The organism is Halorhabdus sp. SVX81 (genome assembly GCF_029207715.1).
Classification (GTDB): Archaea; Halobacteriota; Halobacteria; order Halobacteriales; family Haloarculaceae; genus Halorhabdus.
The window spans coordinates 380,693-400,364 of record NZ_CP104322.1; the positions used below are offsets into that span (position 1 = coordinate 380,693).

Sequence of the window (19,672 nt, forward strand, 5' to 3'; positions counted from 1 at the left end):
GGCCAGACATTTGGCACCTCACAGGGACGAACCGCTCAAAATGGCTGCTTTCCGCCTGTTCTTGATCAGTCCGAAGGGTCCGAGTCCGCCCATGCCGCCCCCGCCCATGTCGCCTTGATCAATCTGTTTCATCGTGCGTTCCATATCTGCATCGCCCATGCCTTGGAACTGATTGAGGGTGCGGTCCATCATCTTGTGCTGTTCGAGGAGTTCCCGGATGTAGTCCTTGGTTTTCCCCAATCTCACGCGTAAACAGGAATCTCCTGCTTCAAGGATCCAGCATTCCTAAGTGACAAGGACAGAAAATTTCACCGTCGGTAAATATATGAATATGGATTCGCTGCATGCTGACGGCTGGGAAGACGTTGTAGCGTTCTTCGTGATAGTAATAGCAGCAGTAGTCTCTTGGTATACACATGGTTTCTACCTGGACTGGGGCGTATTCGTCGTCGGTATTGGCACTGGCATCGTGGTATACTTCATTTTCGACTTCGTGGAGGATCGTCCTGTAGTGGTTGAATTTCCAATCACGATGGTACTTATTCTCGGTATGCTCATCGCGCTCTACGAAGAGACAGTAGTCGCTGGAGCCGTCGCTGCCGTAGCAACGACTACTGCGATCAAAGCGTACGACGTGTATCTATAACAGGCCCGTTGAACGTTCGATCTCCGGCACATCACGGGGTTACTGTTCACAATAGCTGCTTTCCGCCTGTTCTCGATCAGTCCCCGAAGGGCCCGCCGCCCATGCCACCCATGCCGCCCATATCGCCCATGTCCCCCATGTCGCCGCCCTCCATCTGCTTCATCATGCGCTCCATGTCGGCGTCGCCCATGCCCTGGAACTGGTTGAGGGTGCGGTCCATCATTTTGTGCTGCTCTAAGAGTTCCCGGATCCGCTCCTCGGGTTTGCCGGAGCCACGCGCGATGCGTTCGGTCCGGCTGCGGCCGATCTGGCGCGGGTTCTCGAGTTCGGCCTCGGTCATCGAGTCCATGATGACCTCGAAGTCACGCATGCGCTCCTGGGTGACGTCCATGGCGTCGTCGGGCAACTGATCCATCATCCCGCCGCCCAGACCGGGGATCATGTCCATGACCTGATCCAGCGGCCCCATCTTGTTCATCGCCTCCATCTGCTTGCGCATGTCCTTGAGGGTGAACTCGCCATCGAGCATGTCCTCCGGACCCCAGTCCCCTTCTTCGGCCTGGGTTTCCTCCATCGCGCGTTCGACGCGTTCCGTGAGTTGCTGGAGGTCACCCATCCCGAGCAGCCGGGAGATGAACCCGGAGGGCTCGAAGCGCTCGACGTCCTTGACCGTCTCGCCGGTGCCCAGGAAGGCAATCGTCGAGTCGGTCTCGTTGACGGCGACGAGGGCACCGCCACCCTTGGCCGTCCCGTCGAGTTTGGTGATCACGACGCCGTCGATGCCGACCGCGTCCTCGAAGCGGCTGGCCTGTTCTTTGGCTTCCTGGCCGATCGCGGCGTCGAGCACCAGCAGGTTGTGGTCCGGGTCGGCGACCGATTCGATGTCTTCGAGTTCGTCGATAAGCCCGTCTTCCAGCGCGTGTCGGCCTGCCGTGTCGACGATCTGGACGTCGGCGTCATCAGTCGCTTCGAGTCCATCGCGGGCGATCTTGACCGCGTCGTCCTCGTCGGGATCGCCGTAGAAGTCGACCTCCGCTCGCTCGGCCATCTCCTCGGCCTGTTCGTAGGCCCCGGGCCGCCAGGTGTCGGTCTGGATGACTGCGGGACGGAGCCCCTTTTTCGAGAACCACCAGGCGATCTTCGCCGCGGAGGTGGTCTTCCCCGACCCCTGGAGGCCCGCCAAGACGATCGTCTGGGGTTCCAGGGGGAGCTCGGTCGATTCGCCGACCAGGTCGACGAGTTCCTCGTAGACGATGCGCAGTACCCAGTCCCGCGCGGAGGTACCGGCCGGCGGCTCCTCCTCCAGGGCGCGGGTCTCGATGCTGTCGGAGAGGTCCATCACCAGGTCGACGTCGACGTCGGCCTGGAGCAGCGATCGCTGGATCTCCTTGACGACCGCCTGGACGTCCTCCTCGCTGATGCGGGACTTCCCCCGGAGGCCGTCGAGTGCCCCCCGCAGGGACGATCCCAGATCGTCGAGTACCATTTGTCCCTCGGTAGGCGATGACGGCGGTAAAGCCTTTTTGTCGGCCGTGCTCGGGCTGCCCTTTGATTTCGCGGACGCCGCCCGGGCTCAATTGTCGCCGGTGAGTGGGACGACGACGTCGTCATCTTCGCCAATTGCCCCCTGCTCGCGGAGCCGCTCCAGCCCGGCGACCGCCGTCGCGCTGGTCGGCTCGACCCCGAGTCCACACCGGGCAAGTCGATCGTGGGCCTGCTCGGTCTCGGCGGCCGTGACGGCGATTGCGTCGCCGCCACTCGCTTCGATCGCGTCGAGGATCCCGCCCCGTCGGACCGGCTCGGCGATCTGGATGCCGTCGGCGAAGTCGTTCCGGCCGGCGTCGCGATCGTTCCCGCGGGCCGCGGCGATCGGTGCGACGCCGCTGGCCTGGACGCCGAAGAGTCGCGGCACGTCGTCGATCCAGCCGGCACGCTGCAGGCGATCGAACCCGCGAGATGCGCCCAGAAACAGCGTCCCGTGACCCAGTGGCGTCACCACGGCGTCGGGGGCTTCCCAGCCGCGCTGGGCCGCGACTTCGAGCGCGAACGTCGCCGTCCCGACCAGAAATAGTGGCTCCCAGGCGTGGCTGGCGTAGTAGCCGTCCCCTGCCTCGACCGCGTCGATGCAGGCCTGGGTCACGTCCGCTCGGTCGCCCTCGACCTGCCGCAGGGCGGCTCCCGTCCGTTCGATCGCCCGAAGTTTCCCCGGTTTGGCGTCGCTTGGCACGAAGATCTCGGCGTCAATGCCGGCACGGGCCGCGTATGTCGCGATCGCCAGCCCCGCATTGCCCGAGGAGTCTTCGACCACCCGCCCGGCCCCGCGTTCGAGGGCGTGGGAGAGCACGACCGCCGCGCCGCGATCCTTGAAGCTCCCCGTCGGAAACAGGTGTTCGAGTTTGTACTGGAGGCCAGTCGCCTCGGCGTCGATCAGCGGGGTCCACCCTTCGCCGAGCGTCACCAGTGGCTCGACGGGCAGGAAGCCTTCACAGGCCCACAGACCGCTGTCGCGGTCGATCTCGGGCGGCTGTGCGGGCAGGTCGGGGAGCCCCCGCAGGTCGAGCGGACTCCCGCATGCACATCGCCAGGGACCCTCGAGTGGGTACGTCCGTCCGCAGTCAGTACAGACGCGCTCCATGAGCGTTCTTTCGGCCCCGGGATGACGGATCTGTCGCTCGTGATTCTCTCGCCCAGTGTCGCTCGGGATGCAGTCGCCTCAGGCCCTCGGTGCTCAGTCGGCCGCAGCGTGGTCGGTTCGGCGTTCCCAGTCCGGGTCGAGCCGACGCCGGATCGCGGGGACGAGCGACGCGTCCAGCGAGTACCGGCCGCTTCCGACGACCAGCAGTGCCGAGAGCAGCCCGAACAGCGTGATGTGAGCCAGCACGGGGTCGTCGGGCAGCCCGAACAGCGTCGTCGTCAACATCAGGAACCCGACGGCGGCGGTCCCTCTGGTGAACAGCCCCAGGATGAACGCAACGCCGACCGCGGCCTCGACCAATCCGGCACCGAACACCCACAGCTCCGGGGACACCGGTACGACCGCCGTGAGGTTGTACTTCTCGACCACTGCGATGCCACCCGCCGGGTTGAGCCACTTCTGTGTGATACCGAGAAACATGAAGTTCACCCCGACGAACAGCCGCAACAGGGGGGCAACCGGTAACTTGTCGATCCCCACTTTGGCGATCATCTCCGCGGGCGTGGGCAGTCCGCGGGCGCGACTCGCGAGCGTCCCCTCGGTGACGACCAACCGCCGAAGCAGCATGTCCGCGCTGGGCTGGCCGGCACCGACGATCATGATGGCCAGAAAGCCCGCGATGTACTCGCTGGCCAGCAGGAGTGTACTGTCAGTGGCGAGCAAGCCGAGATAGATGACCAGCCCCGCGGCGGCGACCAATCGCGTCGCCAGTCCAAACAGGAGCAAAAACCCGATCGCGACCTGGAGGAGGCGTGCCTCGACCGGCAGACTCGGCGTGAAGAGGTAGCCGGCGAAACCGGCCCCCACGAGGGGCAGACCGACCGTCAGCCGGAGCATCCAGGGCAGGTACGGCCGGTAGGACTGCAACGTCCGGCTGGCGACGGCGATATCCGGCACCAGTCGCGAAAACCGGAAGTAACCGGCGAGGAGCAACCCCGCACCCAGTGCGCCACCGGCCAGCAAGGCGACGCTTGCTGGGTCACTGAACACGGCGGCGAAGAGCTCAGCCGCGCTCCCGGTACTATCCTCGTCGGTGACGTACTTGACATGCGCACTTGCTTGGCCAGCAAAACCGACTGATGAGACTCCTGCGAGCAGGAGTGTAAGGAGTGTCCGATCCGAAGCTGTTGGCATAGGAAACCTAGGGCCGAGAGGAGTAATATCCTTGGCCTCCCGGAATTTCGTGTCGGCACGGGGTCACGTTTCGATCGTCGATCCGTCTCGACAGCTGTCGCCGTCACAGTCGCCGCCGTGGTGGGATCGGTCGGTTTGATTCCGTGGTGACGCCGCTCCCGAACGTTCGTCTGAGGCTCGCACCGAAGCCGACGATAGCGACGACGCCGACCACGGTCGGCCCCAGTATTGGCACGGCCGACAGACCGACGAGAGTGGTCGCACCCACGAGGACACCGAGCCAGGTCGTGAGACGCCCCGATCGGTGACTGATCGTCTTGCCGAGTGCCAGGATCGCGACCGCGTCGCTCACGAGGACGAAACACGCCTGGATGGTGAACGTGACCAGCCAACTCAGCGCCCGGAACTGACTGTACACACCAAATGCTACCAGGGTCAGCAAGGGAATCGCGTAGCCGACTGCGCCGACGATTCCGACACCGAACGAGAGCAGTGTACTTGTTCTGGCAGTCCGGGTTGCGTCCGCCGTCCACTTCGGGGCGAACGCGAGCAGAAACGGCACCAGACACACCGCGATGATGGTTCCGCCCCCGAGGAGCTGGAACGGTTCAATCCCGGAGACGGTGCTGAGCGGTTCAAGCGGATCGCCGAAGGCCATTGGTGTTCCCCCACCCACGTCACTCACAGTGTCGTGACACTGACCCGGGAAAAATAAATCTCGTGATTGTCGCCCTATACGTCGAGTGCTTCCATCGACTCGACATCGAAGCGCAGCACCTCGGGTTCGCCGTCCAGCAGATCCGGCAGGTGTTCGCCGAAGGCCTGGTAATGGTCGGTCTGGGTGTGGGCCTCCAGCGCTTCGGCGTCCTCGTAGCGCTCGATGAACCGGATCACGTTCTCATCTTGAAGGTCGACCGTGGCCCGGTACTCGATGGTGCCGTCCTCCTGGTTCGACCCCTCGACGAGGTCGTCGGTGAGTTCGATGGCTTGCTCTCGTTTCTCGGGCTTGATCGGGAACGACGCGTGAAGTACGATCATGTGGCTTCCTCGCGTGGTTCGACCCCTGGCGATGTAAGTCCTGTCGAAGCGGGGGAAGCCGGTCGCCACTGCGGACGGATGCGGGCGTCCGGGCCGCCGACGCTATTCGATCGCAATGATCCCATCGCCGACTGGGACGTACAGCAGTCCGTTGCCGATTGCTGGTGGGTTGGGGGTTGCCGACCAGGATATCGATACGTTGTGTTCCGCGTAGTTGACCGAATCGAGGACATCCCCCTCGGTCGAAATCGCTTTCACGCCCGGTGTCGAGGTATCATAAATAACGTCCCCGGCAGCGACGGGAATTCCGATCGTCTCGCCGATCTCGACCGACCAGGCAAGCGAACCGTCTTCGATAGCAAAACAATGGAAGGTCTCGGGGTCGTCGTTTCCCCCGAACGCGCCATAGCCCGTCGCGACGACGAGATCGTCCATCGGGAGGGGCATGCCATAAACACCCGAGGCCGGGGGCAGTTCGTCGACGTTTTGCTCGGTTACGTCGGATAATTCAAGATACGGGTGGTTTTCACCCTCGATCCCCGGTGGTCTGTATCGGGATCGTTCCGCCCCATCCTCAGTGTCGAGGGCGACGAGCGGAGACATCCACCCACCGCTCCCCTGCCGGGAGCCGGCAGTATAGATGTCCTCAGCGATCGTCGGTAGCGTGAACCCGAGGGGATCGCTCACGGGTTCGAGATGGGGTCCTGAAATATCGAGCGGCGTGTCCCACGCGAGGTCCCCGTCGTCGATATTTCGGGCGAGAAGGTCGGTTGGCTCATCTTCTTCCGTCTCCCTGGCATAGATGATGGTGTCTCCGGCGAGCGAACCAAACGGTGCCGTTGTTTCAACCATCGTGTCGACGGCCCACTTCTCGACACCGGATTCGGCGTCGAACGCGTATAGTCCACGCTCATCGGTGTCGTCCACGGATATCTCGACGAAGATCCTGCCGTCGTCAACGATCATATTCCCTGCAGACGACAGTCCGAGATCGAGTTCGCGCTCGGTCTCACCGGTTTCCGGATCGAGGACGGTGACGCCCAATGAATCGCGTGGCGCGGTTTCACCTTCGGCGTCGGTGGCGTCACGTCGATAGTCCGCTGGGACAGTTGGCTGGTAGATCTGCCCGTCGTCGATCCGGTGGCCAAAATACGGCACTGCGTTACCGTTCGCTAACACAGGCAATTCTCGGGACCACTTGATCGCTCCGGACGTGTCTGTTGCGACCAAACGACGGTGTGTCATATACGTCTCGCCTGGTCTCTCATTGTTCCTGCTCTGGAACTGCACTCCCCAGATAAGCAGGTCATCGGCGAGCAGTGGCCACGTCGAATGCGTTCCCATGACGAGCCCATTCGAGAGGTCGATGTCTTCGACTTCTTCGGCGATGTCCTCGTACCGCAACTGCCAGGCGAACGACAGCGACTCGCCGGGCCCCTCCTCAGCAGCGATCCGGCCTGTCCGAGCCACGTCTCCCCTATAGGCACCCCAGTTCTCGCCCCCGTCGCTAGTATTGCCCCCCAGCACGGCGTCGAGCTGTCCACAGCCGGCTAGGGACGTTGTTAGTGCCCCGATACTCGCCAGGCCGAACTGCCGTCTGTTCATGTTGGTGGATTTGACAGTGCGCCATATAATAGTTCTCACTCTGGCCACACTATCCGGTCACAATTCGGGACCGAACCAGCGCGTCAGTACGAGTCGATGTCGGTGCCGACAGAACAGACGTACTCGCCGCTCGCGACCTGTGGGAGTCGGCGCGTCCGCCAGAAGATGCCCGTCGAGTCGGCGGTCACCCGCTCTTTGACCGTCCCGAAGACGTCGGTGACGGTGAACAGCGTCTCGCCGCGATCGACCCGCTCGCCCAGATCGGGCTCGAAGTCGAGGAGTCCGCCCGCCGGCGCGCCGTACTGGTCGAAGGAACTCGCTCTGGTCTGGGGTTCCATCGGGGCCTCACCGTCGAGAAAGTCGTAGTGTCTGAGCACGTTCCGGACGCCTGTAACGCCGATCCTGATCGACTCGTCGTCGAACCCGACCGCCCCGCCGAGTTCCGGATCGATCGTCGGGACGCCGTCGTCTGGGGCGGCCCGCGCGAGTTGGCCGTCCGGGCCCTTCTTGTCGAGGACGGTCCCGCAGTCGAAGGCCTTCGCGAGTTCGAGACACTCGTCGTGCAACCGGTGGCGGGTGCCACATCGGACGCGCGTCTCATCGATCATCCGGCTGGTCGAACCCTGGTGGAGGTCAACAACGAGGTCGGCCCGCATCGCCGCCTCGAACGTCGCTGCGGCGATGCGCTCGCTGGTCGTCCCCGTTTCCTCGCCGGGGTAGGCCCGGTTCATCTTCGTGTCGTCGATCGGGTTGCGGTGCTCGGCCACCTGGAAGGCGTGGTAGTTGACGATCCCGACGATCAGGATCGTCCCGCTGATCTCCGTCGGATCGAGTCGCGGGACCAGCCGCTGGATCACACCGACGCCGTTGAGTTCGTCGCCGTCACTGGCGGCCTGCAGATACAGTGTCTTCCCGTCTTCTGTTCCGTTGACGACCGCCACCGGCAACCCGACGTCACTCCCGTCCCGTGTCTCGCCGACGTACAGTCGCCCGGTGGCGACCTCGCCGGGATCGGCGCTCGCCGTGCCCAGACTCGTCATTGGGGGAACTGCGAAGGGGAACGGCCTTTAGTGTGCTGTCTCCGGCGTGGGATGCACGCTTTGGAGACCGCTCGCAGAATCAGGCCACGATCGGCCGTCTCAGGCTTCGATTTTCTTGTAATCGACGTACTCGCCGCCGCGGAAGTCCTCCAGCAGGTTGATCCCCGCCGTCGTCCCCTCGCCGACCGAGACGTTGACTTGACGTTGGACGCCGGTGATTTCGAATTCCATGCCATGACAGCTGAGACTTTTCGAATTGGACGTAGTTGTGTTAGGGATCAGTAAATTAATACACATGCAACAATCAATCTGGGTATGAGAAATACAAGCGAGGCAGTGATAATCGCCCTGTTAGGATTGATTCTGGCTGAGCTCGCTTCAACAGGTGAGACAGCTGTTCTTCGTACTCTCACACTAATCATGTTCTATATATCAATGATCTATTCTATCACAATAGTATTTGAAGATGTATTGGATAGAAGAAAAAATAAGCGCTAACTATATTCTTGCTGTAACCACACTCCCTCGTTTTCGTTCTCAGCTTATATTGAGTGTCCCGTAAATCGGCCGTCTCAGGCTTCGATTTTCTTGTAGTCGATGTACTCGCCGCCGCGGAAGTCCTCCAGTAGGTTGATCGCCGCCGTCGTCCCCTCGCCGACGGAGACGTTGACCTGGCGCTGGCCGCCAGTCAGGTCGCCGGCAGCGTAGACGCGGTCGACGCCCGTGTATTGGTCCTCGTCGACGTCGAGGTACGAGCCGTCCCGCGCGATGCCCAGCATGTCGGCGATGTCGGTCCCGCCCGCCGCGCCGAGCGCGATGAAGACGCCTTCGACGTCGAGTTGCTCGCCCGAGTCGAGTTCGACACCCTCGACGACCTCGTCGCCGACGATGTGATCGACCGGTTCCTCGATGACCGGAATGCCCTCGCCCTCGAGCTGGTCGAGCAGCGCGTCGTCCATGTCGATAGCGTTGCCGTTGGTGAGCACGCGCACGTCGTCGGTGTAATCCAGCAGCATCATCGCCTCCTTTGCGGCGTAGTTGCCCGCGCCGACGACCGCGACCGGCTTGTCGCGATAGAAGAAGGCGTCACACTCGACACAGTAGGAGACGCCGCCGCCCTCGTAGTCGTCGACGTGGGGGATCGCCGGCGTCTCGTAGGACGCGCCGGTCGCGAGGATGATGCCTTTGACCGCATACTCGTCGACTTCGGTCTCGATGCGGTAGCCGTCGCCGTCCTCGCCGACCTGGACGACCTCCTCCTCGACGATCGCCGCGCCGAACTTCGTCGCCTGTTCCTGGCCCACGTCGACGAGCTCGGGGCCGCTCGCGCCCTCCGGGAACCCGTAGACGTTCTCCATCCAGTCGACATCCCTGGTCGTGCCGCCGCCCTTGTCGAAGACGAGCGTTTCCTGATCTGCGCGTGCTGTATAGACGGCTGCGGCCAATCCAGCCGGACCGCCACCGATGATCGCTACGTCTGCCATTGTGTATTGATAGTACAATACCGCTGCCCATAAACGGCTCGGTTCGGGCGAACCCATCGCCGAATTCTGCATAGATCCTCATGTATTTCGGGGTTTTGTGGTTTCAGAGAACAACCGGCGAGTGTTCAATATTGTATGCAAACAGCAATCAAAGCCGATCCGCTCTCACACCATCCCGAAGAGATTCGCCAGCGCGATCCCGAGCACCGTGGCGAAGGCGACGTGCAGCAGCGTCAGCGCGGCCGTCGCGGGTCGAGGCAGGTCATAGACCGTCGAGATCGCGACGGCGTCGGCGAGAACGGTCGCGACGACGACGATCCCGACACCCAACTCGGGGGAGACGAAGCCGACGCTCGCCACGCCGTAGCGCTGGAGCAGCAGCGAGACAACCGCCGGGACCGCGCCGGCGTAGGCGGCCCGCTGGGAGCGGACCTCGCCGATAAAGAACGTCGCTGCGAGGTGGAGTGTCACGGCGTAGAACACCCACGCCCCGACGAAGGTTGCGACCAATAGGACGAGGGTGCTACTGAATGGCCCGCCCTGCAACGGGATCGATGCGAGTGACACCGCTGGCGCGTCGATCGCAGCGAGAGAGAAAGACGGGGAGAGCGTCCACATACTCGCGATTCCGGTCGCAGTCGTTTGTGCGTTGTTATTCGAGGAGGCCGAGTTCCTCGAGCCGGGAGACGATCTTGTCGACGGCCTTCTTGGCGTCGTCGGGTTCCTTGCCGCCGGTGATGACGAGCTTTCCGGAGCCAAAGAGGAGTGCGACGACGTCGGGGTCGTCCAGCCGGTAGACGAGACCGGGGAACTGCTCGGGTTCGTACTCGATGTTCTCCAGGCCCAGCCCGATCGCGATCGCGTTCAGGTTGAGATTCCGGCCCAGATCGGCCGAGGTGACGATGTTCTGGACGACGATCTCGGGGTCCTCGTCGACCTGAATCTCCAGGTCACGGAGCTTCCCGAACACGATCCGGAGACTCTCGTGGACGTCGTCGGTACTCTTTGCGCCGGTACAGACGATCTTGCCCGATCGGAAGATCAGCGCCGCCGACTTGGGTTCCTGGGTCCGATAGACGAGGCCGGGGAACTGCTCGGGGTCGTAATCGGCCCCTTCGAGGTCCATCGCCACGCTCTGGAGATCGAGCTCCTGACCGATACCGGTTGAGGCGACGACGTTTTCGATGTTGATTGTTTCCTTGGGGTCAACCATGACTCGAACTATAAATCGTATTTAAGGCTTATAAAGGTTGGTATTTAACGTTTATAAGTATCCCTATATTCGGGGTATGGGGGGTTTTAGGGGCGGACGGGCGGGATTCCGGGTAAGCACGCTAAGACGTTCATTTCGGTCGCCTCCCTCAGGACCGAACCGGTCGGAGCGATCGATCGCCAGAACCAAGCATCGAGCCCTGTTGCTGAGACGCGTGTACCTGCTGGAACTCGCCGGCACCGACGACGCCTTCGCCGCCTACGAGGCCGCGAGCGCTGCCAGTCGGGTCACCGTCCGCGGCGGGGGTGTCGCGACTGCCCGCGGGATCACCGACCGGGTGTCACAGCTGGCGCTGACCCACCGGGTGAACGAGTTGCTCGGGACGGCTGCACCGGACCTTGCGAGCGCTCGCGCACTGGTGGAGGCAGCCAGCATCGACCGCTCGGGGTCGGTCGCGGTGCGAGCGCGGGACGTCCGCGGCGCGACGGGCGTGAGCACGCAGGCCGTCGAGCGCGCGCTCGGTTCGATACTTGTCGAGCGCGGGTTCGCGGTCGACCTCGACGATCCCGACCACGAACTCCGGGCGGTGTTCGCCGGCCCGCCCTCGACAACTGAGTGGGACGGCGACGGTATCGAAATCGCGCCTGATGCTGGCGAGGACGGACTCTGCGCACTCGGCTGGCTCGCGGTCGAACCGGAGCGGGACTTCACCGATCGCGCGCCGACCGATCGCCCGTTCTTCCAGCCGGGGAGCATGGATCCCGCCCTCGCCCGAGCACTGGTCAACGTTGCCGGCGCACGGCCCGGCGCGCGCGTGCTCGATCCGATGTGCGGGACTGGCGGCCTCCTGCTGGAAGCGACGCGGGTCGGCTCGGCGGTCGTCGGCGTCGATGCCCTGGAGAAGATGGTTCAGGGGACGCGCGAGAATCTCGTGGCTGCAGGGGCTGACGAGTTCCTTGTCTGCCGGGGCGACGCCAGGCGGCTTCCATTCGGGACCGATGCGTTCGATGCCGTCGTCGTCGATGCGCCGTACGGGCGACAGACCAAGGTGTCGGCGGACTCGCTGGCTGTGCTACTCGAAGATGCACTCGGGCAAGCCCGTCGGGTCGCGCCCCGGGCCGTCGTCGTCGGGGATCGCCCCTGGGCTGACGTCGCCCGCGAGGCTGGCTGGAGCGTCTCGGCACAGTTCCAGCGTCGCGTCCACCGCTCGCTCGACCGGTTCGTTCACGTGCTCGATCGCGGGTAAGTCCGTCAAGCCCTGGCTGCCGCCGAGAGTGCTTCCCCGTTTCCCCAATCATGCCGCCTGGAGTATCTTCCTCATCATGTCGAGTTCCTGGATGAGATCGTCGTCACCGATCGAATCAGCTTCCCCCTCAAAGTACCCCCGGAACCGTTCGATCCGGGACTCGTAGGGCGAAGAGACCGCCAGCGGCTGGGACTGCTGTTCCCACTCGCCGAGCGGCAGGTCTTCCGGTGGCACCTCGATCTCATCCTCGGCCGTGACCGTGACTCGGTCGGGATCACGTTCGTTGACCATCCAGTTCTTCAGGAGGTCGGCGTACCGGGCCAGCAGGATCGCCTTGCGGATTCCCGTGTTTGCGAAATATTCCGGCGACTCTTCCGGGAACTCGATGGTCCGCGTCGTCTCGTCCGCCGACCCCGATCGATCCTCCCAGGACGCCCGCAACGTCATGTCCCCGCTGGCTTCCCCGTCGAGTTTGACCAGCACCACGCCGCCGCGCGTCTTCCCGTCCGATTTCGGGGACGGGAACAGCGTGTTCACTGAAAGCAGTTCGTCGGTCGCGTCCTCGGCGGCTGTCGAGCCGTAGACCTTCGCGATTTCGGCGTCCGCAGCGTCGAGTTCTACCGAGAGATCGTACACGAGCGGCGTCACCATGTACTCGAACTCCTCGCCGAGATACGTCTCGAAGTTCTCGGCGGAGTGGACCGATCGGTAGTTCGCGCCGCGGACGGCGGTGATCTCGTCGACGAGTTCCGGGTTGAAGTCGACGCCGACGCCGACGAAACTCGTGTGGATCCCGTCTTCGGCGTAGCCCGCGAGGCGATCCTGCAGGGCTTGATCGTCAGTCTGGCCGGTGTTCGGCATCGCGTCGGTGACGACGATCTGTCTGGTCTCGGCTTCCGTGGGGTCAGCGTCGGCGTACTCGCCGAACATGTCGGCGGCCTCGGCCATGCCCTCGGCGATGTTCGTCCCGCCGCCGGCCTGGACGTCCTCGCGGATGTGCCCACGGATCGCGTCCATGTCGGTCGTCTCGACGTCCCGGAGTGGCTTGGCGACGGTCGCCTCGTTGTTGAACAGGACGACTCCCACCCGATCGTCGGGTTCGAGTTGTTCAGTCAACGCAACGAGGGCGTCCTTGGCGACGGCCATCTTCGTCCGGCTGTCTCCCTCCTCGACGGTGTGTCTGTTCCCGAAGCGATCGTAGTAGTACTGGTCGAACTGTGACCCCATCGACCCCGAGATGTCCAGGACGATCACGACGTCGAGCCGCTTGCGTTCGAAGGTCGACGTATCCAGCGTCGAGTTGAGTCCGACCGTGACATAGCGGTCCGTCGAGTCGCCCAGCGGGTCCGCCGTGATCGCCGTCGCGTATGAGGGACAGAACAGCGACGAGCACTCACCTGTCCCGCCAGTGTCGAAGTAGTAGTTGTAGAACAGTCCCTCGACCGGAAGGCTGTCGGGGAGTGGCAGGTACCCTTCCTCGACGTTGCGCCGGAAGTCCGCGACGTTGCTCGCGCCGCCGGCGGAAAGCCCGAGATCGGCACTTTCCGCGTTGGCACTCAATTGGACACCGGCCCCGCTACTCGCGTTCAGGCCGTCGGTCCGCTCGGCCGGGTCGTACTGCCAGTCGTCGACCGCGTCGGATTCCCGATCCTCGTCACCCAGCAGTCCGGCACAGCCGGCAAGCAATCCACCGGTACTGGCCGCACACAGCCGGAGGTACTGTCGCCTGCTGTGAGCCATGTCCGTCGTTACTGTCGCCGTTTATATTAATACGCTGAACGGTCAAGCGGCTGTTTGATTATCGGCCGTAGCGACGAGCATGCCGGTGACTCGATGGGCGGGCCATTCCCCCACCCGACCGGGTCGCTCACTCGACCGTCCCTATTCGAGGGACTTCGCCCGGTTCTGGAATTCGCCGCCACAGTCTGCACACTCGCCGGGGTGGGTCTCGGCCTCGACGATCGTCCCACACCCCATGCACTCGAACTGCGAGGTCACGTCCGCGGTGTCGTCCTCGACGTCCTGATTGTGTGGCATCGTAACATGTCCGGCCGCTATTCTTAAGTATTAATCGTACGAGGAATATAATGGCATATATACACATGGTGTTTCGTGTGGGTCACCCCACGATACTCACTCCCAGTTAGTCCCGGCGATCGGGCGACGCAGGCGGTTTGCGTTGGACACAACAGGAGTAACCGGACGGGCTTGCACAAGCCGCACGGCTTTTAGTCGTGAGTCGGGTATACGGTTTCACGCAATGATTTCAGAGGGCTGCGAGCAGTGTGCCAAGGGCGGGAAGATGGTGATCTTTGTCTACGGCTACTGCGACCAGCGCGACTGCTTTTACTGTCCGCTCGGCGAGAACCGCAAGAACGTCACCGACGTCTACGCAAACGAGCGCAAGGTCGAGGACGATCAGGACCTCATCGAGGAGGCCAAGCGCATGGACGCGCTGGGCTCGTCGCTGACCGGCGGCGAACCCCAGGAGGTCATGGACCGCACCTGCCGGTATATCTCCCTGCTCAAAGACGAGTTCGGCGAGGACCACCACATCCATCTCTACACCGGTATCACCGGGGGGCGCGAGAACATGCGCCGACTGGCGGCGGCCGGTCTGGACGAGATTCGGTTCCACCCGCCCCTGGACATGTGGGGTGACCTCCACGGCACCGAGTGGGAGGATATTCTCTATATCGCCCGCGAGGAAGGGCTCACGCCGGCCTTCGAGATTCCCGGTATCCGTCCGGAGGACGAGTTCGTCACCTTCGTCGAAGAGGGGGCCGCCGAATTCGTCAACGTCAACGAGTTCGAGATGAGCCAGGGCAACTACCGCCGGATGCAACAGCAGGGCTTCGACCTGAAGGAGGACCACATGAGCGCCGTCGAGGGGAGCCACGACGTGCTCGATTCGATGGCCAAACACCCGAAAGTCTACTTCTGTACGTCGGTGTTCAAAGACGCTGCCCAACATCGTAATCGGCTCAAGCGGATGGCCAAGAACGTCCGTCGTCCCTTCGACGAAACCACCGACGACGGTACCCTGGTTTACGGCAAGGCCTGGGTCGAGGCCGATCGCCTCGACGAACTCGGCGTCCCCGCGGAGTACTACGTCGAGAAATCCGAGCACGTCGAGATGGCGTGGTGGCTCTTAGAGGAGATGATCGAGGAGGGCGATATCGCGGAGGGCGAGATCGTCGAGCAGTATCCGACCGTCGACGGGACAGTGGTCGAGCGGACGCCGCTTCCGGAAGTCTCCGCCGAGCGAAGTGAGGCGGTTCGCCCGGATCGAACGGCGTGAGATCCGTGGTAGTTTTGACCCAGCTTTTGCGACGAGCGGGTTGCGGGCCGTCGGCCCGCAACCGGGAGCCGTGGCGGTTCCACCGCCACGCGGTAGCCAAGCGAAGCGCGGCTACCCGAGGACGAAAAGGTGGGACTGGGACGGTGGTCGAGCGGACGCCGCTTCCTGACGGATCGATCGATGGGACTGAGTCGGCCCAGTCTGTTCGAGCCGAGTAGGTACGACGGCTCGAGGTCGGGGCCGGGCCCCGCCGTCAGCGTCGAACGATCCGTCGAGCGAGCCAGACACAGCCCACGCCGAGGATAGCGCCGGCGACGACGTCGGTTCCCCAGTGGATGGCCAGGTACATCGTCGAGATCACGACGCTGCCGCCGACGAGCGTCGCGATCGGGAGCCATCGAGGATAGACACGGCGGGTCCGGTACGCCAGGGCGATCACAGTCACCGACAGGGACGTGTGCAACGACGGGAAGACGTTGGTGTTGGCGTTCACTTCACTTACGAGAAACTGCGAACTCGGCCAGTTCGTATACAGGAGTGGCTCCGTGAGGTCCGGGAGCAGGTTTCGTGGGCCATAGGCGATGAAGACGAGGTACAAGCAAAGCCCGATCGCGTAGTTGAGCGCGTAGGCTATCGCCGCCGTCCGGAACCATTCCATGTCGTCGAGAACGAGATACGCCACGAGCGGGAACACCAGCACGAAGACGTATCCATAGACGTAGATCAGCGAGAAGTACGTCGTCAGCCACGGGTGGGCGAGCGATTGGATCGCCGGGACGAGGTTCCCCTCGATCGCGTAGATATCGCCAGTGATGTTCCAGCCGATGAGCCAGGAGACTTCCACGCCGACTTCCCGGACGACACTGTTGATGGCGAGCACGCCGCCGAGTAATGCAAGCGAGGGGATGGCGTTCCGTGCTATCGAGCGATAGTCGGTCCGAAGTCGGGTGAATCGTCGCCACCCGATGACGACTGCCGTCGTGACGCTTACCAACACGACGGTGACGGCTATCACCATGCCCAGCAGTGTGATCGGGACCGTCATCCGCGCAACCGCCCGTCGTCGTCGTAGGTGTACCCTGCTTCGCGGAACGCGTCCCTGGCTTCGGACACGTCGATCTCACCATCCGATCCGGCGAACGGAACGAACGGATCGTCGCCGTCCCATTCGAACTCCGTCGGTTCCCAGGCCGTTCCGGCAAGCGGCGTCGCCGCTGGTGTGGCGTAGCCCTCGAACACTGTCGAGGCGATGTACTCGGAATCGAGGAGTCGAGCGACCGCCTGCCGGAAGCGAACGTTGCCGAATGGCTCACGCCGTGCGTTGAATCCCACGTGATAGAACGACCGTGAGTCCGTCATGTAGGTCTCGATCGAGTCGCTGTCGGCCACGCTGTCGAGAACCTTCGGATGGACGGGACTGCCGGTTGCATCGACCGTCCCGTCGGTGACGAGTGAGACTGCCGCCGCGTCCGACGGCGCGATCCGGACGTCGAATCGCTCGTACGGGATCGTGAATCGGTCCGGACCGCCACCGACCAGAAAGTGCTCGTCGAACCGCGAGAAAACGACTTGCTCTCCCGGCGTTCGTGACTCGAACTGTAACGGACCGCTTCCGACCGGGTCGGTGTTTGCCCAGACCAGTGCCTGCGTGATGCCTTCCGAGATGTCGATCCCGGCGATGTTCGTCTCTCCGGTCTTTTCCTGCCAGACGTGGGACGGAAGCATCGGGACCGTCAGCGCACGGGCTGCGACTGTCTCGACAGTGTCGCCGAACCCGAACCGCACGGTCCGGTCGTCGAGACGCTCGACCGACTCGACCAGCGACGTTCGGCCCCGGAATCGGGGCGAGTGCACGGGCATGTCCCCTGTCCCCAGGCTCGTGTTATCGAGAAACCGATACGTGAAGACGACATCGGCTGCCGTCAGGTTCTGCCCGTCGTGCCAGGACAGTCCTTCCCGGAGGGTGACGGTCGCCGTCACGCCCAGGTCCGCAGTCCGTCGCCACGTCACGTCGGTGGCCAACCACGGCCTGATCTCGCTGCCCTGCCGTCGGGCGAGTGGATCATAGAGGAGCTCGGTCAGCGTGTTGGGTCCACGGTACTCGACCGCGATGGGGTTGCAGTTCTTCGTGATGCGGTCGTCCGTCAATACGACCCTGAGCGTCGTTGGATCCTCGCTCGGAGCGTCTGCAGGGCGATCGACGGCCAGATAGTTGATCGGCCTGTCGAGCCCGTCCACAGACCAGTTGTCGAACCGGTCGGTCCGGACCACAGTGATGTCCTTGGGGAAACACGCCATGGCGAACGGCTGGATCTCCCCGACGGCCTCTGTGGCCGACGTCACGGCACGTTGTCGGTCATCCGTTGTCGTTGATCGCTGATCGACCAACCGCTCGTCGAGTCCGAGGTCGGAGATCCCGAAGGGGTTTTGCCACCCCTGCTCGGTGACGAACCGTGAGTGCAACGCGGGCCGAAGGAAGTCGGGGTCGTGCTGTGGTGGATATTGGCCCACGTAGACGTCAAAGGACTGGTTCAAGAGGATATCGCGGAGCAACTCCGTATTTGCTACCAACTCGATCGAAGCGTCGATCCCGGCCGTCGTCATGTGTTTCTGGAGGCGACGCGCGATCTGGACGGCCGCTTCGTCGTCGTCTGCCGGGACTGTCTTGATCGTCACCGAGACCTGCTCGGGGCTGTCCCGGTTGGTCAGACTCCGGGCGTACTGGAGACAGCCGGCACTGCCAACGGCCGCGCCGAATCCGACGCCGCCCAGCAGTTTCCGACGCGAGAGGGTGGGGGACACATCCGAAGAGTCCATGGAAGCGGAGGATTACTATATGGTTCTACGTTACGTTACATAACTGTGGCGTCTTTGCGTTCGTTCCCGCCGAATCGACATAGCGATTGTCAGTAGGGCAGACACCGCCAGCGTCCGGACCGTCCACGTTTTGCCGCCCTATATCGATCTGTATACCGTCGGGGACCCGTGTAGACATCGACGAATGAAAGCAGTTATTCGCTCGGGGGCTAATGACGACCCACGATGAGCCATGGAACCCGGGGCACGGTGATAGTATGCGCGTCGTAGTCAAGTTCGGCGGGACGAGTCTGGGTAGCGGTGATCGGATCGAACGAGCGGCCGACTCGATCGCCGCTGTCGTCGAGCAGGGGCACGAAGTCGCCGTCGTGGCCAGCGCGATGGGGTCGACGACGGACCATCTGCTGGAGGAAATCGAGTACGAGGCCGACGAGGCCGATCAGGCCGAAATCGTCAGCATGGGCGAACGGACCTCCGTTCGGATGCTCAAGGGGGCACTGTCGGCCCGCGGGATCAGTGCGGCCTTTCTCGAACCGGGCAGCGAGGACTGGCCGATCATCACCGACGAGTACGGTGAGGTCGACGTCGACGAAACGACACAGCGTGCCCACGCCCTCGCTGGCCAGTTGAAAGACGTCGTACCGGTTCTCACCGGGTTCCTGGCCGAAGACCACAGCGGGAACGTCACCACGCTGGGCCGTGGGGGTAGTGACACGACCGCGGTGATGCTCGGGAAGTACATGGATGCAGACGAGGTCGTCATCGTCACCGACGTCGAGGGCGTCATGACCGGCGATCCGCGGGTCGTCGAGGGCGCTCGCAACGTGGGCGAGATCTCCGTCGACGAACTCCGGAACCTCTCCTTTCGGGGCGCGGAGGTCGTCGCACCGAGCGCCCTCTCGTACAAGGACGGCAACATGGACGTCCGCGTCGTTCACTATCAGCACGACAATCTGCTGAAGGGCGGGACCTCGATCGAGGGCGAGTTCCAGAAACTCATCGATCTCCAGGAAAACCGACTGTGCTGTCTGACCGTCGCGGGCCGGGCGATCCGCAACCAGTCGGGGATTCTCGCCCAGCTTACGAACGCTCTCGCCGACGAAGGCATCAACGTCGAGGCCGTCTCCAGCGGGATGGACTCGATCACCTTCTATCTCGACACCGAGGTGGCAGAGACGGCCGAAGCTATCCTGCACGACGAAGTCGTCGACGCCGACGTCCTCTCGAGTATCACGGTCATCCAGGACGTCGCCGTCATCCGCGTGACCGGCGGGGAGCTACCGGATCAGCCGGGTGCGGTCAAACAGGTCATCGATCCCGTCTCGGAAGCCCACATCAACCTGCTGGACGTGATCACGAGCGCGACATCGATCGCCGTCTTCGTCCCCTGGGACGATCGCGAACAGGCACTCGAACTGGTTCAAGACGCCCTTTGAGTCCGCGCCGGGTTGCC

19 protein-coding genes and 1 pseudogene are annotated in these 19,672 nt (G+C 63.3%); 4 read left to right on the plus strand and 16 right to left on the minus strand.

All coding sequences use genetic code 11. The features are described 5' to 3' along the window. Positions 1–18: 18 nt before the first annotated feature. A pseudogene (locus SVXhr_RS01840) lies at positions 19–237 on the minus strand (hypothetical protein); the annotation flags it as partial. Positions 238–331: 94 nt separating this feature from the next. Between SVXhr_RS01840 and SVXhr_RS01845 the strand changes: the two are divergent. Then, positions 332–646, plus strand: a complete 315-nt coding sequence (locus SVXhr_RS01845) for a hypothetical protein (RefSeq protein WP_275738965.1) — start codon at positions 332–334, stop codon at positions 644–646. Between the two features lie 76 nt (positions 647–722). Here SVXhr_RS01845 and SVXhr_RS01850 read toward each other — a convergent pair whose 3' ends face one another. From SVXhr_RS01850 to SVXhr_RS01900, 11 genes are all read right to left on the minus strand, one after another. Next, entirely contained in the window at positions 723–2,132 is a 1,410-nt protein-coding gene (locus SVXhr_RS01850) for a signal recognition particle protein Srp54 (protein ID WP_275738966.1), read from the minus strand. Positions 2,133–2,219: 87 nt separating this feature from the next. Next, a complete protein-coding gene (locus SVXhr_RS01855) occupies positions 2,220–3,281 on the minus strand; it encodes a threonine synthase (RefSeq protein ID WP_275738967.1) in 1,062 nt (353 codons plus the stop codon). A 93-nt stretch (positions 3,282–3,374) separates the two neighbouring features. Then, the gene (locus tag SVXhr_RS01860; RefSeq protein ID WP_275738968.1) at positions 3,375–4,475 is read right to left on the minus strand and encodes a DoxX family protein; all 1,101 of its coding nucleotides are present in this window, start codon (positions 4,473–4,475) and stop codon (positions 3,375–3,377) included. A 103-nt stretch (positions 4,476–4,578) separates the two neighbouring features. Continuing rightward, a complete protein-coding gene (locus tag SVXhr_RS01865; RefSeq protein ID WP_275738969.1) occupies positions 4,579–5,160 on the minus strand; it encodes a hypothetical protein in 582 nt (193 codons plus the stop codon). Positions 5,161–5,207: 47 nt separating this feature from the next. Then, complete coding sequence (locus SVXhr_RS01870) at positions 5,208–5,513, minus strand: putative quinol monooxygenase (protein ID WP_015789006.1); 306 nt, start codon at positions 5,511–5,513, stop codon at positions 5,208–5,210. 102 nt (positions 5,514–5,615) lie between these two features. After that, the gene (locus tag SVXhr_RS01875) at positions 5,616–7,118 is read right to left on the minus strand and encodes a PQQ-binding-like beta-propeller repeat protein (protein ID WP_275738970.1); all 1,503 of its coding nucleotides are present in this window, start codon (positions 7,116–7,118) and stop codon (positions 5,616–5,618) included. A gap of 83 nt (positions 7,119–7,201) precedes the next feature. Continuing rightward, positions 7,202–8,158: a succinylglutamate desuccinylase/aspartoacylase family protein gene (locus tag SVXhr_RS01880; RefSeq protein ID WP_275738971.1), complete on the minus strand. Its 957-nt coding sequence runs from the start codon at positions 8,156–8,158 to the stop codon at positions 7,202–7,204. 99 nt (positions 8,159–8,257) lie between these two features. After that, positions 8,258–8,389 carry a hypothetical protein gene (locus tag SVXhr_RS01885; protein WP_275738972.1) on the minus strand — a complete coding sequence of 44 codons (132 nt, stop codon included), beginning with the start codon at positions 8,387–8,389 and terminating at the stop codon, positions 8,258–8,260. Positions 8,390–8,730: 341 nt separating this feature from the next. Next, positions 8,731–9,642 carry an FAD-dependent oxidoreductase gene (locus SVXhr_RS01890; RefSeq protein WP_275738973.1) on the minus strand — a complete coding sequence of 304 codons (912 nt, stop codon included), beginning with the start codon at positions 9,640–9,642 and terminating at the stop codon, positions 8,731–8,733. 165 nt (positions 9,643–9,807) lie between these two features. Beyond that, on the minus strand, positions 9,808–10,260 hold the full coding sequence (locus SVXhr_RS01895) for a hypothetical protein (protein WP_275738974.1): 453 nt from the start codon (positions 10,258–10,260) through the stop codon (positions 9,808–9,810). Positions 10,261–10,294: 34 nt separating this feature from the next. Next, positions 10,295–10,855 (minus strand): TATA-box-binding protein, encoded by a 561-nt coding sequence (locus SVXhr_RS01900; RefSeq protein ID WP_015789000.1) that lies wholly within the window; start codon positions 10,853–10,855, stop codon positions 10,295–10,297. Between the two features lie 214 nt (positions 10,856–11,069). On the opposite strand from SVXhr_RS01900, the gene SVXhr_RS01905 reads away from it, so the two are divergent. Continuing rightward, positions 11,070–12,101 carry a methyltransferase domain-containing protein gene (locus SVXhr_RS01905; RefSeq protein WP_275740853.1) on the plus strand — a complete coding sequence of 344 codons (1,032 nt, stop codon included), beginning with the start codon at positions 11,070–11,072 and terminating at the stop codon, positions 12,099–12,101. A gap of 48 nt (positions 12,102–12,149) precedes the next feature. Here the strand turns inward: SVXhr_RS01905 and SVXhr_RS01910 are convergent, their stop codons facing one another. After that, a complete protein-coding gene (locus tag SVXhr_RS01910) occupies positions 12,150–13,841 on the minus strand; it encodes a VWA domain-containing protein (protein ID WP_275738975.1) in 1,692 nt (563 codons plus the stop codon). 141 nt (positions 13,842–13,982) lie between these two features. After that, on the minus strand, positions 13,983–14,138 hold the full coding sequence (locus SVXhr_RS01915; protein WP_275738976.1) for a rubrerythrin-like domain-containing protein: 156 nt from the start codon (positions 14,136–14,138) through the stop codon (positions 13,983–13,985). 223 nt (positions 14,139–14,361) lie between these two features. Between SVXhr_RS01915 and SVXhr_RS01920 the strand changes: the two genes are divergently transcribed. Next, positions 14,362–15,402, plus strand: coding sequence for a radical SAM protein (locus tag SVXhr_RS01920; RefSeq protein ID WP_275738977.1), 1,041 nt, complete (start codon positions 14,362–14,364; stop codon positions 15,400–15,402). Between the two features lie 253 nt (positions 15,403–15,655). Here the strand turns inward: SVXhr_RS01920 and SVXhr_RS01925 are convergent, their stop codons facing one another. Both SVXhr_RS01925 and SVXhr_RS01930 read right to left on the minus strand, forming a co-directional pair. Continuing rightward, on the minus strand, positions 15,656–16,447 hold the full coding sequence (locus SVXhr_RS01925; RefSeq protein ID WP_275738978.1) for a phosphatase PAP2 family protein: 792 nt from the start codon (positions 16,445–16,447) through the stop codon (positions 15,656–15,658). Beyond that, positions 16,444–18,219, minus strand: a complete 1,776-nt coding sequence (locus SVXhr_RS01930; protein ID WP_275738979.1) for an ABC transporter substrate-binding protein — start codon at positions 18,217–18,219, stop codon at positions 16,444–16,446. Before SVXhr_RS01930 ends, SVXhr_RS01925 begins: the two co-directional genes overlap by 4 nt. Positions 18,220–18,476: 257 nt before the next feature. Between SVXhr_RS01930 and SVXhr_RS01935 the strand changes: the two genes are divergently transcribed. Then, the gene (locus tag SVXhr_RS01935; protein WP_275738980.1) at positions 18,477–19,655 is read left to right on the plus strand and encodes an aspartate kinase; all 1,179 of its coding nucleotides are present in this window, start codon (positions 18,477–18,479) and stop codon (positions 19,653–19,655) included. The last annotated feature ends 17 nt before the right edge of the window (positions 19,656–19,672 follow it).